This is a genomic window from Variovorax sp. KBW07, assembly GCF_003852515.1.
Lineage (GTDB): Bacteria > Pseudomonadota > Gammaproteobacteria > Burkholderiales > Burkholderiaceae_C > Variovorax.
In genome coordinates, this window is record NZ_QAJK01000074.1 from 1 (window position 1) to 16,109 (window position 16,109).

A 16,109-nucleotide genomic window follows, 5' to 3' on the forward strand; every position below is an offset into this window, starting at 1 on the left:
CGCTGCGCAGAGCACACCGCCAGCGTGAGCGACATCAGAGCACTTGTTGATCGGCCGCAAGCGCAGAGCGTGTCCATGTGCGAATTGCATCGGGTGCTCCCCGCAGCGAAATAAAGGAGGAGCGAAGCGGGGGACATTCGCGGAGGGGAGTACCCGGTGTCAGTCGCACGCGCCCCCGACAAATGCGCCAAGAACAAGAGCCCGCAGAACACAAACGCCCGCAACACAACCCGCGCTGGAGCAACTGAAAAATGGACAGCTACGCACTCCTGCTCGGCTCGACACTGAGCGCAGGCACCGTGCTCGCCATCGCGGCACTCGGCCTGCTCATCAACGAGAAAGCCGGCATCGTCAACCTCGGCGCCGAGGGCATGATGCTCTGCGCCGCCATCGCGGGTTTCGCGACGGTGGTCATCACCCACAACCCCTGGCTCGGCTTCCTGGCGGGCATGGCGGCGGGCGCTTTGCTCGCGGCCTTCTTCGGCGTGCTCGTCATCTGGCTCAACACCAACCAGTACGCCACCGGACTCGCACTCAGCTTGTTCGGCGTCGGCTTCTCGGCCTTCGCCGGCATCAACTTCGTGCAGGCCAAGCTGCCCGAGAGCGTGCCGTACGCGATACCCGTGCTGGCCGACATTCCGCTCGTCGGCCCTGCGCTCTTCCGACACCACCCGATGGTGTACTTCGCCGTGCTGCTCACCGTCGGGCTCATCTGGTTCCTGTACCGCACCCGCGCCGGCCTCGTGCTGCGCTCGGTCGGCGAATCGCCCGAGTCGGCCCATGCGCTCGGCTACCCCGTGCGGCGCATCCGCTTCATGGCCGTCATTGCCGGCGGCGCACTTTGCGGCCTGGCGGGGGCCTACCTGTCGACCGTCTACACGCCCCTGTGGGTCGAAGGCATGGTCGCGGGGCGCGGCTGGATCGCGCTGGCGCTCACCACCTTTGCCACCTGGCGGCCCATTCGCGTGCTGCTGGGCGCCTACCTCTTCGGCGGCGTCACGATGCTGGGCTTTCACCTGCAGAGCAGCGGTGTCGACGTGCCGCCCCAGTTCCTCAGCATGCTCCAGTACATCGCGCCCATCGTGGTGCTGGCGCTGATCTCGCGTAACCCCGCCTTCATCCGTATCAACATGCCGGCTTCCATTGGGAAACCGTTCTACCCCGGCTCATAATCGCGTTTTTCGTTTTCCCGCCAACCTGTCCTTTTTGAGGATTTCCGACAATGAATGATCTGAACAAGCGCTCCCTGCTCAAGCTGGCCGCCCTCACGGCGGTCGCTTCGGCGGCCCTGATCGGCTGCGGCAAGAAAGAAGAAGCGGCAGCTCCGGCCGCGGCCCCCGCGCCGGCTCCAGCACCCGCTGCTGCGGCACCGGCTCCGGCGGCGCCGCTCAACATCGCATTCGCATACATCGGACCGGTCGGCGACGGCGGCTGGACCTTCGCGCACGACAACGGCCGCAAGGCGCTCGAAAAAGAATTCGGCGACAAGATCAAGACCACCTTCGTGGAGAGCGTGCCCGAAGGCGCCGACGCCGAGCGCGTGTTCCGCGACATGGTCGGCCAGGGCAACAAGCTGATCTTCGGCACCACCTTCGGCTACATGGAGCCCATGCTCAAGGTCGCGGCCGACAGCAAGGACGTGAAGTTCGAGCACGCCACCGGCTACAAGACCGCCGAGAACATGCGCACCTACGACAGCCGCACGTATGAAGGCGCGTACATGGCCGGCGTCATTGCCGGTGCCATGACCAAGAGCAACACCCTCGGCGTGGTCGGCTCGGTGCCCATTCCCGAAGTGCTGCGCAACATCAACAGCTTCACGCTGGGTGCGCAGTCGGTCAACCCGAAGATCACCACCAAGGTCGTGTGGGTCAACGAATGGTTCAGCCCGCCGAAGGAAACCGAAGCGGCCACCGCCCTCATCAACGGCGGCGCCGACGTGCTGTTCCAGAACACCGACTCGCCCGCCGTGCTGAAGACCGCACAAGAGAAGGGCAAGCGCGCCTTCGGCTGGGATTCCGACATGACCGCCTACGGTCCCAAGGCCCACCTGGGCTCGGCCACCATCAACTGGGCGCCGTACTACATCAAGGCCACGCAGGACGCGCTCGACGGCAAGTGGGCCACCGGCCAGAGCTGGTGGGGCGTGAAGGAAGGCGCCATCGACCTCGTGTCGATCGCCGAAGACGTGCCGGCCGAAGCCAAGGCCAAGGTCGAGGAAGTGAAGAAGGGCCTGAAAGACGGCAGCTTCGTGATCTGGAAGGGCCCCATCCTCGGCCAGGACGGCAAGGAAGTGGTCGCCAAGGACGCCGTGGCCGACGACAAGTTCCTGACGGGCATCAACTTCTACGTCAAGGGCGTGGAAGGCAAGGTGCCGGGCGGCGACAAGAAGTAATAGAGCAAAAGCCCAAGCGGGCTGATTAGTTCACGGGCCACTCCTGAAAAGGCGTGGCCCGTTGTCGTTTCGGAAGGGCCGTGTCGCTACGATGATTTCGCATTTCATCTACAAGACATTCAGGGAGAAAACGACATGGCGACAGCGCTTCAGGGCGGGCCTTCGCCCGGACCCAGGCTCGATGGCAATGGTCGTTGAAAAACGGCGACTTCTTCTCGTGATGGCACTGTCGGCAACCGCCGCCATTGCGTCGGCCGCCCAGCCGCCCGCGGCACTGATCGAAGTCAGGCCGGACGGGCAACGAACGGTGTTCACGACACAACGATTGAGCCGCCATGACCGGCTCATTGCGCAATACGCCGATGCGCAGGGCAAGGCAAGGTGCTGTGTGCCGCTGCGGATCGTTGGTGGCCCTTTGCGGCGAACCGACGTGTCCGACGAACTGCGGGAGCGGCGTGTCAGGGCCTACGCCTTGCCGGCGGTCGCGACGCCCGATCCGCTGCCGTTCATTGGTGCGGCGTTGGTGCTCAAGGCAGGCGGGGAGCCTTCGTTTCTCGGCGAGCAGGCGTTCCTGGCCGGCGCCACTGGCAACAAGGCGTTCCCCGAGGTCTGCACCAGCAGCGAGGGCGCGCACCTTCTGCAGTCGAGCAACGGGAAACCGCAGGCCCACCTCTACATGCATTTCGACTATGCCGTCGAGCCGACCTGCAGCCCGGAAAGCCTGAAGCCGTTCTATTGAGGGTCAGCAGGCGCGGCGGCGCTCTTCTTTTCTACTGCCCCGCCTGCAGCATCGCCCCCATCTTCTGATGGATCAGGTTCACCGCCTTCAAGGGCCGCAGCATCACCTTGAATTCGGTGATCTTCCCGGCGTCGTTCCACTTCATCATGTCGACGCCGTTGATGACGATGCCATCAAGCTCGAGCTCGAATTCCAGCACGGCATCGCGTTCGCCCTTGAGTTCGCGCACGTAGCGGAAGTTCTCGGTGAAGAACACCTGGAAGGCCGCCGACAGGTACTTCTTCGTGATGCTCTTGCCGACCTGGGGCTTGTGCACCACCGGCGAATGAAAAACGGCTTCTTCGTCGAGCAGGGCGTCCAGGCCGGCCGCGTCGCGTTCCTTGACGAGCCGGTGCCAGGTGGCGAGGGTGTCGATGGGCATGCGTTTGTCTCCTCTAGCTGCAGTGAAAGTTCAGTGAAAATTCGGGGAAAGCACAGGGAAGGGCAGTCTATCGAAGCTATATGTTTCCAATGATCGCCTGCGCGACGGCTGCGCTTATGCTGTGCGGGATCACAACGCCGATTTCCCCACCATGACCGACTTTCTTCGCCCCGTCTTCGACAAGACCCTTGCCAGCAAGATCCCCGCCGAGCGCCTGCCAGAGCTGTTGCGCGCCATGCCCAAGGCCGAGCTGCACATGCACATCGAAGGCTCGCTCGAGCCCGAGCTGATCTTCGCGCTCGCGCAGCGCAACGGCGTGGCCATTCCGTATGCCAGCGTCGAAGACCTGCGCCGCGCCTACGCCTTCACCAACCTGCAGAGCTTCCTGGACATCTACTACGCCGGCGCCAGCGTGCTGCTGAAGGAACAGGATTTCTACGACATGGCCTGGGCCTACCTGGAGCGCGCCGCGGCCGACAACGTGGTGCACACCGAGATGTTCTTCGACCCGCAGACGCACACGGCGCGCGGCGTGTCGATGGAAACGGTGGTCAGGGGCCTGCACCGCGCGTGCGTCGATGCGCAGCCCAGGCTGGGCGTGAGCGCCACGCTCATCCTGTGCTTCCTGCGCCACCTGAGCGAAGAAGACGCCTTCGAAACGCTGGAACAGGCGCTGCCGTTTCGCGACCTGTTCATCGGCGTGGGCCTCGATTCGAGCGAGCTCGGCCATCCGCCGGAAAAGTTCACGCGGGTGTTCGCGCGCTGCCGCGAGCTGGGCTTTCATCTGGTGGCGCATGCGGGCGAAGAGGGCCCGCCGGAATACGTGTGGAGCGCGCTCGACGTGCTGAAGGTGGAGCGTGTCGACCACGGCGTGCAGAGCGCCAAAGACCCGGCGCTGATGAAGCGGCTGGCGCAAGACCGCATTCCGCTGACGGTGTGCCCGCTGTCGAACCTCAAGCTCTGCGTGTTCCCCGACCTGTCGAAGCACAACCTGGGCGCGCTGCTCGACGCGGGCCTGGTCGCCACCGTGAACTCGGACGACCCGGCCTACTTCGGCGGCTACATGAACGAGAACTTCACGCAGACCTTCGCGGCCACCGGGCTGAATGTGCAGCAGGCCTGGCAGCTCGCGGCGAACAGCTTCGAAGGCAGCTTCATCGACGCAGCCGCCAAGCGCGCTTACGTGGACCGGCTCAACGCCGTCTTCGCAAGCTTCTGATCGGCCGGTGCCGCTACAACGGCGGCACGCGGCACCAGCAGCGGCATTGCCACCAGCGCACAGGCGCTGGCGGCCAGCCACACCAGCGGCCATCCTTGCAGCGCCAGCAGGTGCGGAATCGAGAAGGGCGTGACGAAGCACACCAGGAAGACGCTGGTGTTCGCCATGCCGAGGGCGGTGCCCGCACGGGCCGCGCCGGCCAGCGTGGCGAGCTCGGTGTAGGCCACGCCGTGCCAGGCCGACACGCAGACGCCGCTCACAGCCAGCAGCACGACCAGTGCGATGCGCAGCGCCGATGAGTCGGCAACGTGTGTGCCGGCCGCCATCACCAGCACCGCCAGCCCCGCGAACAGCGCCACGCTGAGCGCGCTGCAGGCGCGCAGGTAGGCCGGGCGGTTGCGGCGGCGATCGGTCCAGCGTCCGCTCCACACGCGCATGACCATCGCGCCGACCTGCGTGAAGACCATGGTGGCGGTGATGGTCGCAAAGCTCGCATGACCGAAGTCGTGCAGGAACACGGTGCCGAAAGACAGCACCGCGAACTGCGGCGCGCACAGGATGCCGATGCCCAGCACGATGCGCCAGACGCGGGCGTCGCGCAGCGGGCCGCTCTTCGGCGCGGCGACTGTTTCAGCCGCGCCCTTGGCGTGTCGCACGATGGGCGGCTCGTGCACCCAGGCCCAGCTCATGGCCGCGCTCAGCGCGCACAGCAGCGCCAGCAGGCCGTAGAGCGCGGCAAAGCCGAAGTGCAGCGCCACGAAGGGCAGCACCAGCGCGCCGATGCCACCACCCAGTGGCACGGCCGTCTGGCGGATGCTCATGGCGAGCCCGCGTTCGCCGGCGTCGAACCAGGTCATGACCGCGCGGCCGCTGGCGCCGTTGACGCTGCCGCCCAGCAGGCCGACCAGCAGCAGGCCGGCCGCGAGCCAGCCCAGGCCGGGAATGTGCTGCGCGCCCGGGGCGGCCCACAGCGCCATCGCCAGCAGCGCGATGGCGGTGCTGCCCAGCCCGAGCAGCAGCACGGGTCGGTCGCCCCAGCGGTCGGTCAGCAGGCCCCAGGGCAGCTCGCTCACGGCAATGCCCAGGCCCATGAGGCCGAGCACCAGGCCGAGCGTGGCGTTGTCGAGCTGGTAGCCGGTGCGCATGAGCACCGCGGTCATCGGAATGCCGCTGAAGGCCACCGAGAACGCCGCGTTGGCGGCCACGCCCGCGGCCAGCACCTTCCAGCGGTGGCGGGGCGAAAACGAAGGGGAGTGCGATGAATGGGTCATGTTGCGGTGCAGTGTCCGCCGTTGCAAAGGTTTTGAAAATCAGAAAATAATGAGCGGATCGTTCCAAAAAACAGGACGATTGGAAAAGGAAGAAACCATGTCCCAGGTGATGTTCGATCTCGATGTGCTGCGCAGCTTTTCCACCGGCATCGCGCTCGGCAGCTATGCCCGCGCGGCCGACCGGCTGGGGCGCTCCACGTCGGCCGTGAGCGCCCAGCTCAAGAAGCTGGAGGCGCAGGCCGGCACGGTGCTGTTCCGCAAGGCCGGCCGCGGGCTGGAGCTGACTGACGCCGGCGAAACCCTGCTGGCCTACGCCCACCGCATGCTCGAGCTCAACGAAGAGGCGGGCGCCGCCATGCGCGGTGCCGACCTGCAGGGCTGGGTGCGGCTCGGCCTGCAGGAAGACTTCGGCGAGACGCTGCTGCCCGCGGTGCTCGGCCGCTTTGCGCGCGCGCACCCCAAGGTGCGCATCGAGGCCTGCGTGGCGCGCAGCGCCGAGCTGCGCGAACGGCTCGAGCTGCGCCAGCTCGACCTCGCGCTGGCCTGGGACGCAGGCGACCAGCCGATGTCGCCGCATGCCGAGCGCGTGGCGCGGCTGCCGCTGCAATGGATCGGCCCGCGCTCGCCCGACATGCTCGACGCTGCCTGGTGGACCGAACGCGAGCGCCGCGGCAGCGGTGCGCGTAACAGCAAGAGCAAGAGCAAGGAGCCGTTGCCGCTGGTGCTGCTCGATGCGCCGTGCCCGCTGCGCGACATCGTGACCGCCGCGCTCGACCGCGCCGGCGTGCCTTGGCGCCACGCGTTCACCAGTGCCAGCCTGGCGGCGCTGTGGGCCGCCGCGTCGGCCGGCCTGGGCCTGACCGTGCGCACGCCGTTCGGGCTGCCTTCGCACGTGCGCGGCATCGACCGCGGCGCGGTCGGCTTGCCGGCGCTGCCGCAGATGTCGCTGGCGCTGTACCGCGCGCAGGCCACCGCCGAGGCGCCCGTGAGCCGCCTCGCCACGCTGCTGCTGGAGGCCGTGCGCCAGCACGTGCAGGCCGAAGCGCCGGCGCTGCACTGAATGCTGAAGGGAATGCAATCTCTTGCATTCCCTTCAGCCCAATGCATGAGAATCCGCCGCTGGAGACAAAAACAAAAGTGACACGGCATGGCCACGCAACAGAACTTTCTGCACCTTTGGGATGACAGGTTTCTCTACATCACACCGGCGATCCACTCGGGCCTGACGGCGCGTTCGTCGGCCACGCTGCTGGCGTCGGTCAGTGGCCATCCGTTCACGCTCGAAGCGGTCGATGGCACGCGGGTGCGCTGCACCGCCGCACTGGTGGCGCCGCATGTGTCGCGCCGGCTCGACGTCGATGGCTCGGGCCTGCTGTCGCTCAACCTCGACCCCGCCTCCAGCGCCTACCGCATGCTCGCCAGGCACATGGGTGGGCATGGCATCCAGCCCATCGACGCGCGGCGCTTCGGCCGGCTGCGCGACGACTTCGAACCGGCGCAGCGCGGCCTGCTGTCCGACCGCAGGCTGCAGGCGCTGAGCGCGCAAATGGTCGAGGCCATCACCGAGCACCCCGAGATTGAAGCGCCCATCGACAAGCGCATCGAACGCGTGCTGGAGGCCATCCGCGCGAATGCCGGCCAGATCCAGCTGCGCGAGCTGTCGGTGGTGGCCTGCCTGTCGCCCGACCGCCTGACGCACCTGTTCGCCGAGCAGGTGGGCGTGTCGGTCAAGCGCTATGCGCTGTGGACCAAGGTGCGCCGCACGGTGCAGCAGTTCACCGGGCACCGGCCACTGACCGACGTGGCACTGGTCAGCGGCTTCACCGATGCGGCGCACATGAGCCGCACCTTCCAGCGCTACTTCGGCCTGGCGCCTTCGTTCCTGGCGAACCAGGTGCGCGTGACGGCGGACGAGCAGGCCTCGCACGCGTGGGGGCGCAACGGCGCGCCTGCCTAGCTGCCCAGGGCCACTAGGGCCAAACCCTAGGCAGCACAGCGGCTGCGTTCAAGCGGCTGCCAAGGGCCGTGCCTAAGCTCCGGAGTGCTCCGCCAAGAGAGCACCACCTGGAGACATCATGAGAAAAATCATCCGTCGCGGCGCCATGCCGCTGTCCCTGCTCGCGCTCGCCGCGGCCGCCACCCTGACCGCTTGCGGCGGTGGCGGAGGCAACGGCTTTTCGTTCCTGCCGTTGCCACCGAGCCCGCCGGCCGAGGCCACCTACAAGGCCGAGATCCGCCGCACCGCCATGGGCGTGCCGCACATCAAGGCCGACACCTGGGCCGGCGCGGGCTACGGCTATGGCTACGCACAGGCGCAAGACAACCTGTGCACCATGGCCGACTCGTTCCTCACCTACCGCGGCGAGCGCTCGCAGTACCTCGGAGGTGACGCGCAACTGGTGGCCAGCAGCACCATCTCGCGGCCGAAGAACATCGACTCCGACTTCTTTCACCGGCACGTGATCTCGGCCGACGTGCTGAAGAAAATGATCGATGCCCAACCCGACGAGCTGAAGAAGCTGGTCGAAGGTTTTGCGGCGGGCTACAACCGCTACGTGCGCGACGCGAAGGCCGGCGGCAACGCGCATGCCGCGTGCCGCACCGAGGCCTGGGTGCAGCCCATCACCACCGACGACATCTTCCGCCGCATGTATGCGGCCAATCTCGCGGGCGGCTACAGCAACTTCCTGCCGAACATCGCCAATGCCATCGCGCCCGCCGCGGTGGGGCCGGCGAAGGTGGCGGCACGCGGTGCCGGCAGCAGCGGCAAGAAGCAGCACCCGCACCACCACGCGCTGCAACTCGCCGCGCGCGACATCGCCATGCCCGAGCTGCAGGTCGGCGGCAAGGAGGGCGTGGGCAGCAACATGATCGGCTTCGGCACCGCCGCCACCGGCGACGCGAGCCCGCTGCTGTTCGGCAACCCGCACTGGTACTGGCGCGGGCCCGACCGCTTCTACCAGGTGCAGCTCACGATTCCGGGCAAGCTCAACATCAGCGGCACGTCGTTCCTGGGCATTCCGGTGATGCTCATCGGCTTCAACGACAACATCGCGTGGAGCCATACGGTGTCGACGGCAAAGCGTTTCGGTTTCTACGAGCTCAAGCTCGCCTCGGGCGACCCGACCAGCTACATGCGTGATGGCAGCGCGGTGAAGATGCAGGCGACGCAGATCACGGTGAAGGTGAAGCAGGGCGACGGCAGCGTGGCGCCCGTGACGCGCACGCTCTACAAGTCGGAGTACGGGCCGATGGTCAATCTCGGCGCGCTGGACTCGACGCTGGCCTGGAACCAGACCATGGCTTTCGCCATCCGCGACATCAACGGCGAGAACTACCGCACCTTCCGCAACTGGCTGCGCTGGAACCAGGCGAAGTCGCTCGACGAGTTCACCGCCATCCAGCGCGAGGAAGCGGCCATTCCGTGGGTCAACACCGTGGCCGTGGGCCGTGGCAGCGCCAAGGCCTGGTATGCCGACATCGGCGCCGTGCCCAACGTGTCGCCGGACCAGGTGGCGAGCTGCACCACGCCGGTGGGCACCGTGTTGAAGACCAAGGTGCCGAGCATGGCGGTCGTGCCGATCTTCGACGGCTCGCGCAGCGCCTGCGACTGGCAGACCGATGCCGACTCTGCACAGAAGGGCGCCATCGGCGCGTCGCGCATGCCCAGCCTGATGCGCGACGACTACGTGGCCAACATGAACGACAGCTACTGGCTGGCGAATCCGAAGCAGCCGTTGACCGGCTACCCGGCCATCATGGGCCCGACCAGCGCCGAGGTCAGCTTCCGCACCCGCCTGGGCAACGTGCTGGCGCAGGGCCGCATCGACGGCGCCGACAGCTACGGCACCAAGGGCGCGACGGTCGACACCGTGAAGCGCATGGTGCTCAACAGCCGCGTGCTGACAGCGGAACTGTTCAAGGACCAGGCGGTGGCGATGCTGTGCGCTTCGCCGACGGCCACCTTCGCCAACGACCCGCTGGACGCGACGGTTGTCGGCCGCACGGTCAACACCGCAGCGGCTTGCGCCGCACTGCAGGCCTGGGACAACACCGGCGTGACCGGCGCACGGGGCGCGCATGTGTGGGATGAGTTCTGGAACCGCGTGAAGCTGCCGTCGACCGCCTACGACAAGCCTTTCGACGCGAACGATCCGGTCAACACGCCGCGCGAACTGAATGCCAGTGCGAAGGCGCTGCTGGAGCCTGCCTTCGGTGCCGCCATCGCCCGCATCGAAGCCAGCGGCTACGCGTTCGATGCGCCGCGCGGCGACTACCTCTTCGCCACGCGCGGCGGCAAGAAGATCCCGCTGTACGGCGGCTGCGGCGGGCCGGGCTACTTCACCATCGCGTGCTCCGAGAACCGCCTCGACAAGGGCGGCTACAGCATGGACGGAAACCCGAACGGCAACAGCTACATGCAGATCGTGCGCTTCCCCGAAGGCGGCGTGGAGGCGCACACCTTCCTGACCTTCTCGCTGTCGGACGATCCCGCGTCGGCGCACAACGGCGACTACACCCGTGCCTACAGCGGCGGGCAGTGGCTGAAGGTGCCGTTCTCGGAGTCGGAGATCAAGGCCGACGCGGCCTACAGCAGCGCGGTCATCAGCGAGTAAGGCTGCAACGTCGCAGCGTGGCGAGGCGGTGGCGGCTCAAGGCTGCCGCCGCTTCGCCAGCCAGTTCCATCCGGCACCCGCGGCCATCAGCACGCAGGTGCCGAGGAACACGGCGCGCATGCCGATGTGCCCGCCCACCAAGCCGCCGAGCAGCGGGCCCGCGACCTGGCCGGTGTACTGCGCCGAGGTCGAGTAGCCCAGCATGTTGCCCGCCACGTTCTCCGGCACGTTGTGGCGGATCACGCTCGCAATGCACGGCAGCAGCCCGCCGAGCGACAGCCCCATCAGGAAGCGCAGCACCACCAGCTGCCAGCCCGAGGTGACGAAGGCCTGCGGAACCAGCAGCAGCGCCGACACCGCGAGGCAGCCGACGATCACGTTCCAGTGCCCCACGCGGTCGGCCAGCTTGCCCAGCCGCGAGGCCGACAGAATGCTGCCGAGCGCGGCCGCCGACATCACCAGGCCGGCCATCAGCGTCACGCGTTGGGGGTCTTCCACCAGCGTCGCGACATAGACCGTGATGATCGGCTCGATCGACATGTTGGCCAGCATCAGCAGCATGCCGGTGAAGAGCATCGCGACCAGCGGGCGCTTGTCGGGAATCGCGGCCCAGCCGCTGCCGCCAGGCTCACCGCGTTGCTTGGCAGCAGCAGGTGCTTTCTTCTTTTCGCGAATCAGGAAGGCGGTGGCCAGGAAGGCCACGAAGATCATCGCGCCCGCCGCGAAGAAGGTGGCGCGAATGCCGATCAGCGGCGGCAGCACGCCACCGACCAGCGGCCCCACGAGGTTGCCCGCCATGATGGCCGACGACATGGTGCCCAGCGCCCAGCCGGTGCGCGCCTTGGGCGTCTGCGTGGCGACCAGCACCATCGAGCCCGAGGCGTAGCCACCCAGCAGGCCCGCGAGCAGCCGCAGGCCCACCAACTGCCACACGTTGGTGGCCATGCCGATCAGCGCCATCGCCACCGCCATGCCGAGGCTGGCGCGAATCAGCATCGGCTTGCGGCCGTAGCGGTCGGCCAGCCAGCCCCACAGCGGCGCCACCAGCGCGGCGGTGAAGAAGGTCGCGCCGTAGGCCACGCCCGACCACTGCACGATGGCGGCGTGGTCCTTCACGCCCAGTTGCTCGACGTAGAGCGGCAGGAAGGGCAGCAGCAGCGTCATCGCCACGATGGTGGTGAAGGCGCCGAACATGCAGACGGCAAGGTTGCGCTGCCAGTGTTCGTTGGCATCGCTCGTGGTGGGGGTTGGCGCGGGTTCGCGGCGCGCGGCGCTTGTTGTCGGGTTCGTCATGGAGCGAACCCATTGTGTGGCGGCACGGCCGGCCTGGCGCTTGCCGATTCGCGGCGCCACCCATCGCGTGCGGCGCATGGCGGCCGTTTGACCGGGATCGGGATGTCACGTAGCCTGTTGTCCTGAATATTTGAGAACCCTCTTTTCAGGACATCGTGATGAAGCGCATCGCCGTCGTCGTTTTTCCGGGTTTCCAGATCCTTGACCTGGCGGCCGTTGCCGCGTTCGAGCTGGCGAACAAGCACGTGGGCCAGCCGTTCTACAGGGTCGAGCTGCTTTCCGAAACCGGCGGGCCGACGCCCAGTTCGTCCGGTATCGGCGTCGAGACGAAACGGTTCACCGCCTCGAAGTTCGATACGCTGATGATGACCGGCGCGCTCACCATCGAGCCCACGTCGGACACGCTGTGCAGGATGCTGCGCGCGGGCGCGCGCAGCTCGCGCCGGCTGGCGAGCATCTGCACCGGCGCCTTCGGACTGGCCGACGCCGGCCTGCTCGATGGCCGGCGCGTGACCACGCACTGGGCCTTCGCGCAGGAACTGCAGAAGCGCCACCCGCTCGCCATGGTGCAGCCCGACCGCATCTTCATCAACGACGGCACGCTCTGGACTTCGGCCGGCATGACGGCGGGCATCGACCTGATGCTGGCGCTGGTGGAGGCCGACCTGGGCGTCGAGGCCGCGCGCATGGTGGCGAAGAACCTGGTCGTGTATCACCGCAGGGCGGGCGGGCAGTCTCAATACTCGGCGCTGCTGGAGCTCGAACCGAAGTCCGACCGTATCCAGCAGGCGCTGGTGCATGCACGCGCCAACCTGCGCGACGCGCTGTCGGTGGAAGAGCTTGCCGAGGTGGCGCACCTGAGCCCGCGCCAGTTCAGCCGCGCCTTCAAGTCGGAAACCGGCCAGTCGCCCGCGCAGGCCGTGGAGCACCTGCGCGTGGAAGCGGCGAAGGCACTGATCGATGCAGGCGGGCTGGCGCTCGGCGTGGTGGCCGATGAAACGGGCTTTGGCGATCCCGAGCGCATGCGGCGTGCTTTCCTGCGCACGCTGGGCCAGCCACCGCAGGCCGTTCGACGGGTGGCGAGGCAAGTCACGGAGATGGCATAAAACGAGGTTTATATGACATTTACGCCATTGGTCTGACGGAGGAAACTTCCCTTCACGCCGCAACGACGCGGCTTCAAAAGGAACCTCCAATGACTGCGACATCCAAGGGCACCGCCCTCATCACCGGCGCTTCTTCAGGCATCGGCGCCATCTATGCCGACCGGCTGGCCCGCCGCGGCTTCGACCTCGTGCTGGTCGCGCGAAACCAGGAGCGCCTGCAGGCACTGGCCGCCAGGCTTGCTGCGGAGACGGGCCGCAAGGTCGAGACGATTGCCGCCGACCTCACGAACAAGAAAGACATCGCGCGGGTCGATGCCGCCATTCGCACCAACCGCGAGCTCACGCTGCTGGTGAACAACGCCGGCGTGGGCGCCACCGCGCCGCTGCTCGCCTCGGACATCGACAAGATGGAAGAGATGATTGCCATCAACGTGAATGCGCTCACGCGCCTGACCTACGCGGCCGTGCCGGGCTTCGTGGCGCGGGGTGCGGGGACGCTCATCAACATCGCGTCCATCGTGGCGGTGTCGCCCGAAACGCTCAACGGCGTGTATGGCGGCAGCAAGGCATTCGTGCTTGCGTTCAGCCAGTCGTTGCAGCATGAACTGGGCGACAAGGGCGTGCGCGTGCAGGCCGTGCTGCCGGGCGCCACCGCCACCGAGTTCTGGGGCATTGCGGGCCTGCCGGTGCAGCACCTGCCGAGCGAGATCGTCATGACCGCCGAAGACATGGTCGACGCGGCGCTGGCGGGGCTCGACCAGGGCGAGCAGGTCACCATTCCGTCGCTGCCGAGCCAGGCCGAATGGGATGCTTTCGAGGCGGCGCGCCGTGCCATTTCGGGCCGGCTTTCGAGCGCGGTGCCCGCGCCGCGCTATGGCGTGGCGGGCCCGCGCACAGGGGCTGCCGTGCCGGCCTGATGCAATGGCCGGACGCAATGGGCAGACAGGGCCTGGCAAGGCCCGGCACTAAAATCCGCATCCGCAGCCGGGCGTCCCGGCCGGCTGCGGGTTTTGCATTTCCGGGGCCATGTAGAGGACCACCATGTACAAAAACCTCGCGGGCCGCGCCGTTCTGGCGTGGGCAACCGCCTGCTTTTTCACCAGCTTTTCATCCCCCGTTTTTTCGCAGCCGCAGGCGCCGAAGGAGCCGCTGAAGATCGGCTTCGTCTACGTCACGCCGGTCACCGATGCCGGCTGGGTGCGCCAGCATGAAGAGGGCCGCAAGGCCGTCGAAGCCGCACTGGGCGCCCGTGTGAAGACCACCTTCGTCGAGAACGTGGCCGAAGGGGCCGACGCCGAGCGCGTGATCCGCGACCTTGCGCAGCAGGGCAACAAGCTCATCTTCACGCCGAGCTTCGGCTACATGGAGCCCACGCTGAAGGTGGCGAAGGACTTCCCCGACGCGAAGTTCGAATCGGTCACCGGCTACAAGCTCGCGCCCAACGTGGCGACCGCCAACGCGCGCTACTACGAAGGCCGCTACCTGGCGGGCATTGCGGCGGGCCGCATGACGAAGACGAACGTGGCGGGCTATGTGGCGGGCTTTCCCATTCCCGAAGTGCTGCAGGGCATCAACGCCTTCACGCTCGGCATGCGCTCGGTGAACCCGAATGCGAAGGTCGTGGTGGTGTGGCTCAACGAGTGGTTCGACCCGCCGAAGGAACGCGACGCGGCCATGGCGCTGTTCAACCAGAACGCCGATGTGGTGGCCTTCCACACCGGCTCGACCGCCGTGATGTCGGCGGCGCAGGAGCGCGGCAAGATGGCCGTGGCCTACCACTCCGACATGCGCAAGATGGCGCCCGACGCGCAGATCGTCGCGGTCACGCACCAGTGGGGCGGCTACTACACGCAGCGCGCCCGCGCGGTGCTCGACGGCAGCTGGAAAAGCGGCAACCTCTGGGGCGGCGTGAAGGAAGGAATGATCCGCGTCGGCGACTTCGGCACCAAGGTGCCCAAGGCCGTGCAGCAGGAAGTGCTGGCGCGCCAGCAGGACATCGCGGCCGGCAAGCTGCAGCCGTTCCGCGCGGTGGCGGGCGACGTGCGCGACAACGAAGGCCACGTCGTCATCGCGAAGGGCGCGCAACTGAACGACGAGCAGATCCTGAAGATGAACTGGCTGGCCGAAGGCGTGCAGGGGCGCGTGACGCGCTAGCCGCCTCTAACCCAGCCGCTCGACCACGAAGTCGACGAAGGTGCGCAGCTTGGCGCTGGGCCGCGCCTCGGGCAGCCGCACGATGTGCACCTGGCGCGTCGGCAATTCCCATTCGGGCAGCAGCTGAACCACCTGGCCCGAGGCCAGGGCGGGGCCGAGCAAGGCATCGGCCTGCACGATCACGCCCATGCCTGCCATTGCGGCCGCCAGCAAGGCCTGTCCGTTGTTGGTGGTGAGCGGGCCGCGCACCGGCACGTGAACGGTCTGGCCGTCGCGCGTGAAGCGCCATGAATGGTTCGGCCCCCAGGTGGCAAAGCCCAGCAGCGGAAAGGCTTCGAGGTCCGATGGATGCTTCGGCTGTCCGTGCTGCGCGACCCAGGCCGGGCTTGCGACCACGAACATGCGCGACAGCGCGAGCGGCCGTGCGATGAGGCGTTCGTCGACCGCCGCGCCCGAGCGGATGCCGCAGTCGAATCCCTCTTCGGCCAGGTCGACCACGCGGTCGTTCAACACCAGGTCGACCTTCACCTGCGGATGGGCGGCGATGTACTCGCCGATGACCGGGGTGAGCCGGTGCGCGCCATAGGCCACGGGCGCCGTCACGCGCAGCACGCCTTGCGGCATGGCGCGCAGCGACTCGGCCACGCCGTCGGCAGTGTGGACGCTGGCCAGCACGTCGCGGCAGCGCTCCAGGTAGGCGGCGCCGATCTCCGTGAGCGCGTGGCGCCGCGTGGTGCGTTCGAGCAGGCGCGCGCCCAGCTGTTCTTCGAGGGCGCGGATGTGCTTGCCGACCATCACGGCGGAGAGGTCGAGCGCATCGGCCGCCGCCGCGAAGCTGCGCGCGTCCACCGTGGCGACGAAGACTTCCATGGCGCGCAGCTTGTCCATATCGATT

At 67.5% G+C, this 16,109-nt stretch carries 14 protein-coding genes; 10 read left to right on the forward strand and 4 right to left on the reverse strand.

Annotated features, from left to right (window positions below; all coding sequences use genetic code 11):
- Positions 1-251: 251 nt before the first annotated feature.
- From DBV14_RS15945 to DBV14_RS15955, 3 genes are all read left to right on the forward strand, one after another.
- Positions 252-1,172, forward strand: a complete 921-nt coding sequence (locus tag DBV14_RS15945) for an ABC transporter permease (RefSeq protein ID WP_124460136.1) — start codon at positions 252-254, stop codon at positions 1,170-1,172.
- 50 nt (positions 1,173-1,222) lie between these two features.
- Complete coding sequence (locus DBV14_RS15950) at positions 1,223-2,395, forward strand: BMP family ABC transporter substrate-binding protein (protein WP_124460137.1); 1,173 nt, start codon at positions 1,223-1,225, stop codon at positions 2,393-2,395.
- Between the two features lie 91 nt (positions 2,396-2,486).
- Entirely contained in the window at positions 2,487-3,134 is a 648-nt protein-coding gene (locus tag DBV14_RS15955; protein ID WP_124460138.1) for a hypothetical protein, read from the forward strand.
- Between the two features lie 31 nt (positions 3,135-3,165).
- Here the strand turns inward: DBV14_RS15955 and DBV14_RS15960 are convergent, their stop codons facing one another.
- On the reverse strand, positions 3,166-3,555 hold the full coding sequence (locus DBV14_RS15960; RefSeq protein WP_124460139.1) for a nuclear transport factor 2 family protein: 390 nt from the start codon (positions 3,553-3,555) through the stop codon (positions 3,166-3,168).
- A gap of 151 nt (positions 3,556-3,706) precedes the next feature.
- Between DBV14_RS15960 and DBV14_RS15965 the strand changes: the two genes are divergently transcribed.
- On the forward strand, positions 3,707-4,774 hold the full coding sequence (locus DBV14_RS15965) for an adenosine deaminase (RefSeq protein WP_124460140.1): 1,068 nt from the start codon (positions 3,707-3,709) through the stop codon (positions 4,772-4,774).
- Here the strand turns inward: DBV14_RS15965 and DBV14_RS15970 are convergent.
- Entirely contained in the window at positions 4,735-6,045 is a 1,311-nt protein-coding gene (locus DBV14_RS15970; RefSeq protein WP_124460141.1) for an MFS transporter, read from the reverse strand. The genes DBV14_RS15965 and DBV14_RS15970 overlap by 40 nt on opposite strands.
- A 97-nt stretch (positions 6,046-6,142) precedes the next feature.
- Between DBV14_RS15970 and DBV14_RS15975 the strand changes: the two genes are divergently transcribed.
- From DBV14_RS15975 to DBV14_RS15985, 3 genes are all read left to right on the forward strand, one after another.
- Positions 6,143-7,105 carry a LysR substrate-binding domain-containing protein gene (locus DBV14_RS15975; RefSeq protein ID WP_124460142.1) on the forward strand — a complete coding sequence of 321 codons (963 nt, stop codon included), beginning with the start codon at positions 6,143-6,145 and terminating at the stop codon, positions 7,103-7,105.
- Between the two features lie 87 nt (positions 7,106-7,192).
- On the forward strand, positions 7,193-8,002 hold the full coding sequence (locus tag DBV14_RS15980; protein ID WP_124460143.1) for a helix-turn-helix domain-containing protein: 810 nt from the start codon (positions 7,193-7,195) through the stop codon (positions 8,000-8,002).
- Positions 8,003-8,120: 118 nt separating this feature from the next.
- On the forward strand, positions 8,121-10,661 hold the full coding sequence (locus tag DBV14_RS15985) for a penicillin acylase family protein (protein ID WP_124460144.1): 2,541 nt from the start codon (positions 8,121-8,123) through the stop codon (positions 10,659-10,661).
- 36 nt (positions 10,662-10,697) lie between these two features.
- Here DBV14_RS15985 and DBV14_RS15990 read toward each other — a convergent pair whose 3' ends face one another.
- A complete protein-coding gene (locus tag DBV14_RS15990; protein ID WP_260397070.1) occupies positions 10,698-11,954 on the reverse strand; it encodes an MFS transporter in 1,257 nt (418 codons plus the stop codon).
- A gap of 158 nt (positions 11,955-12,112) precedes the next feature.
- Here DBV14_RS15990 and DBV14_RS15995 point away from each other — a divergent pair, with 158 nt between their 5' ends.
- From DBV14_RS15995 to DBV14_RS16005, 3 genes are all read left to right on the forward strand, one after another.
- Positions 12,113-13,060, forward strand: a complete 948-nt coding sequence (locus DBV14_RS15995) for a GlxA family transcriptional regulator (protein ID WP_124460145.1) — start codon at positions 12,113-12,115, stop codon at positions 13,058-13,060.
- 89 nt (positions 13,061-13,149) lie between these two features.
- Entirely contained in the window at positions 13,150-13,977 is an 828-nt protein-coding gene (locus DBV14_RS16000; RefSeq protein ID WP_124460146.1) for an SDR family oxidoreductase, read from the forward strand.
- 124 nt (positions 13,978-14,101) lie between these two features.
- Positions 14,102-15,214, forward strand: a complete 1,113-nt coding sequence (locus tag DBV14_RS16005; RefSeq protein ID WP_124460147.1) for a BMP family ABC transporter substrate-binding protein — start codon at positions 14,102-14,104, stop codon at positions 15,212-15,214.
- Between the two features lie 6 nt (positions 15,215-15,220).
- Here DBV14_RS16005 and DBV14_RS16010 read toward each other — a convergent pair whose 3' ends face one another.
- On the reverse strand, positions 15,221-16,102 hold the full coding sequence (locus DBV14_RS16010) for a LysR family transcriptional regulator (RefSeq protein WP_124460148.1): 882 nt from the start codon (positions 16,100-16,102) through the stop codon (positions 15,221-15,223).
- Positions 16,103-16,109 lie beyond the last annotated feature (7 nt).

Bases quoted from the DNA above. Each gene is read 5' to 3' on its own strand.
- DBV14_RS15950 (WP_124460137.1), top strand. From the start codon at position 1,223: ATGAATGATCTGAACAAGCGCTCCCTGCTCAAGCTGGCCGCCCTCACG.
- DBV14_RS16000 (WP_124460146.1), top strand. From the start codon at position 13,150: ATGACTGCGACATCCAAGGGCACCGCCCTCATCACCGGCGCTTCTTCA.
- DBV14_RS15955 (WP_124460138.1), top strand. From the start codon at position 2,487: ATGATTTCGCATTTCATCTACAAGACATTCAGGGAGAAAACGACATGG.
- DBV14_RS15985 (WP_124460144.1), top strand. From the start codon at position 8,121: ATGAGAAAAATCATCCGTCGCGGCGCCATGCCGCTGTCCCTGCTCGCG.
- DBV14_RS16010 (WP_124460148.1), bottom strand. From the start codon at position 16,102: ATGGACAAGCTGCGCGCCATGGAAGTCTTCGTCGCCACGGTGGACGCG.
- DBV14_RS15970 (WP_124460141.1), bottom strand. From the start codon at position 6,045: ATGACCCATTCATCGCACTCCCCTTCGTTTTCGCCCCGCCACCGCTGG.
- DBV14_RS15980 (WP_124460143.1), top strand. From the start codon at position 7,193: ATGGCCACGCAACAGAACTTTCTGCACCTTTGGGATGACAGGTTTCTC.
- DBV14_RS15945 (WP_124460136.1), top strand. From the start codon at position 252: ATGGACAGCTACGCACTCCTGCTCGGCTCGACACTGAGCGCAGGCACC.
- DBV14_RS15965 (WP_124460140.1), top strand. From the start codon at position 3,707: ATGACCGACTTTCTTCGCCCCGTCTTCGACAAGACCCTTGCCAGCAAG.
- DBV14_RS15990 (WP_260397070.1), bottom strand. From the start codon at position 11,954: ATGACGAACCCGACAACAAGCGCCGCGCGCCGCGAACCCGCGCCAACC.
- DBV14_RS15995 (WP_124460145.1), top strand. From the start codon at position 12,113: ATGAAGCGCATCGCCGTCGTCGTTTTTCCGGGTTTCCAGATCCTTGAC.
- DBV14_RS15975 (WP_124460142.1), top strand. From the start codon at position 6,143: ATGTCCCAGGTGATGTTCGATCTCGATGTGCTGCGCAGCTTTTCCACC.
- DBV14_RS16005 (WP_124460147.1), top strand. From the start codon at position 14,102: ATGTACAAAAACCTCGCGGGCCGCGCCGTTCTGGCGTGGGCAACCGCC.
- DBV14_RS15960 (WP_124460139.1), bottom strand. From the start codon at position 3,555: ATGCCCATCGACACCCTCGCCACCTGGCACCGGCTCGTCAAGGAACGC.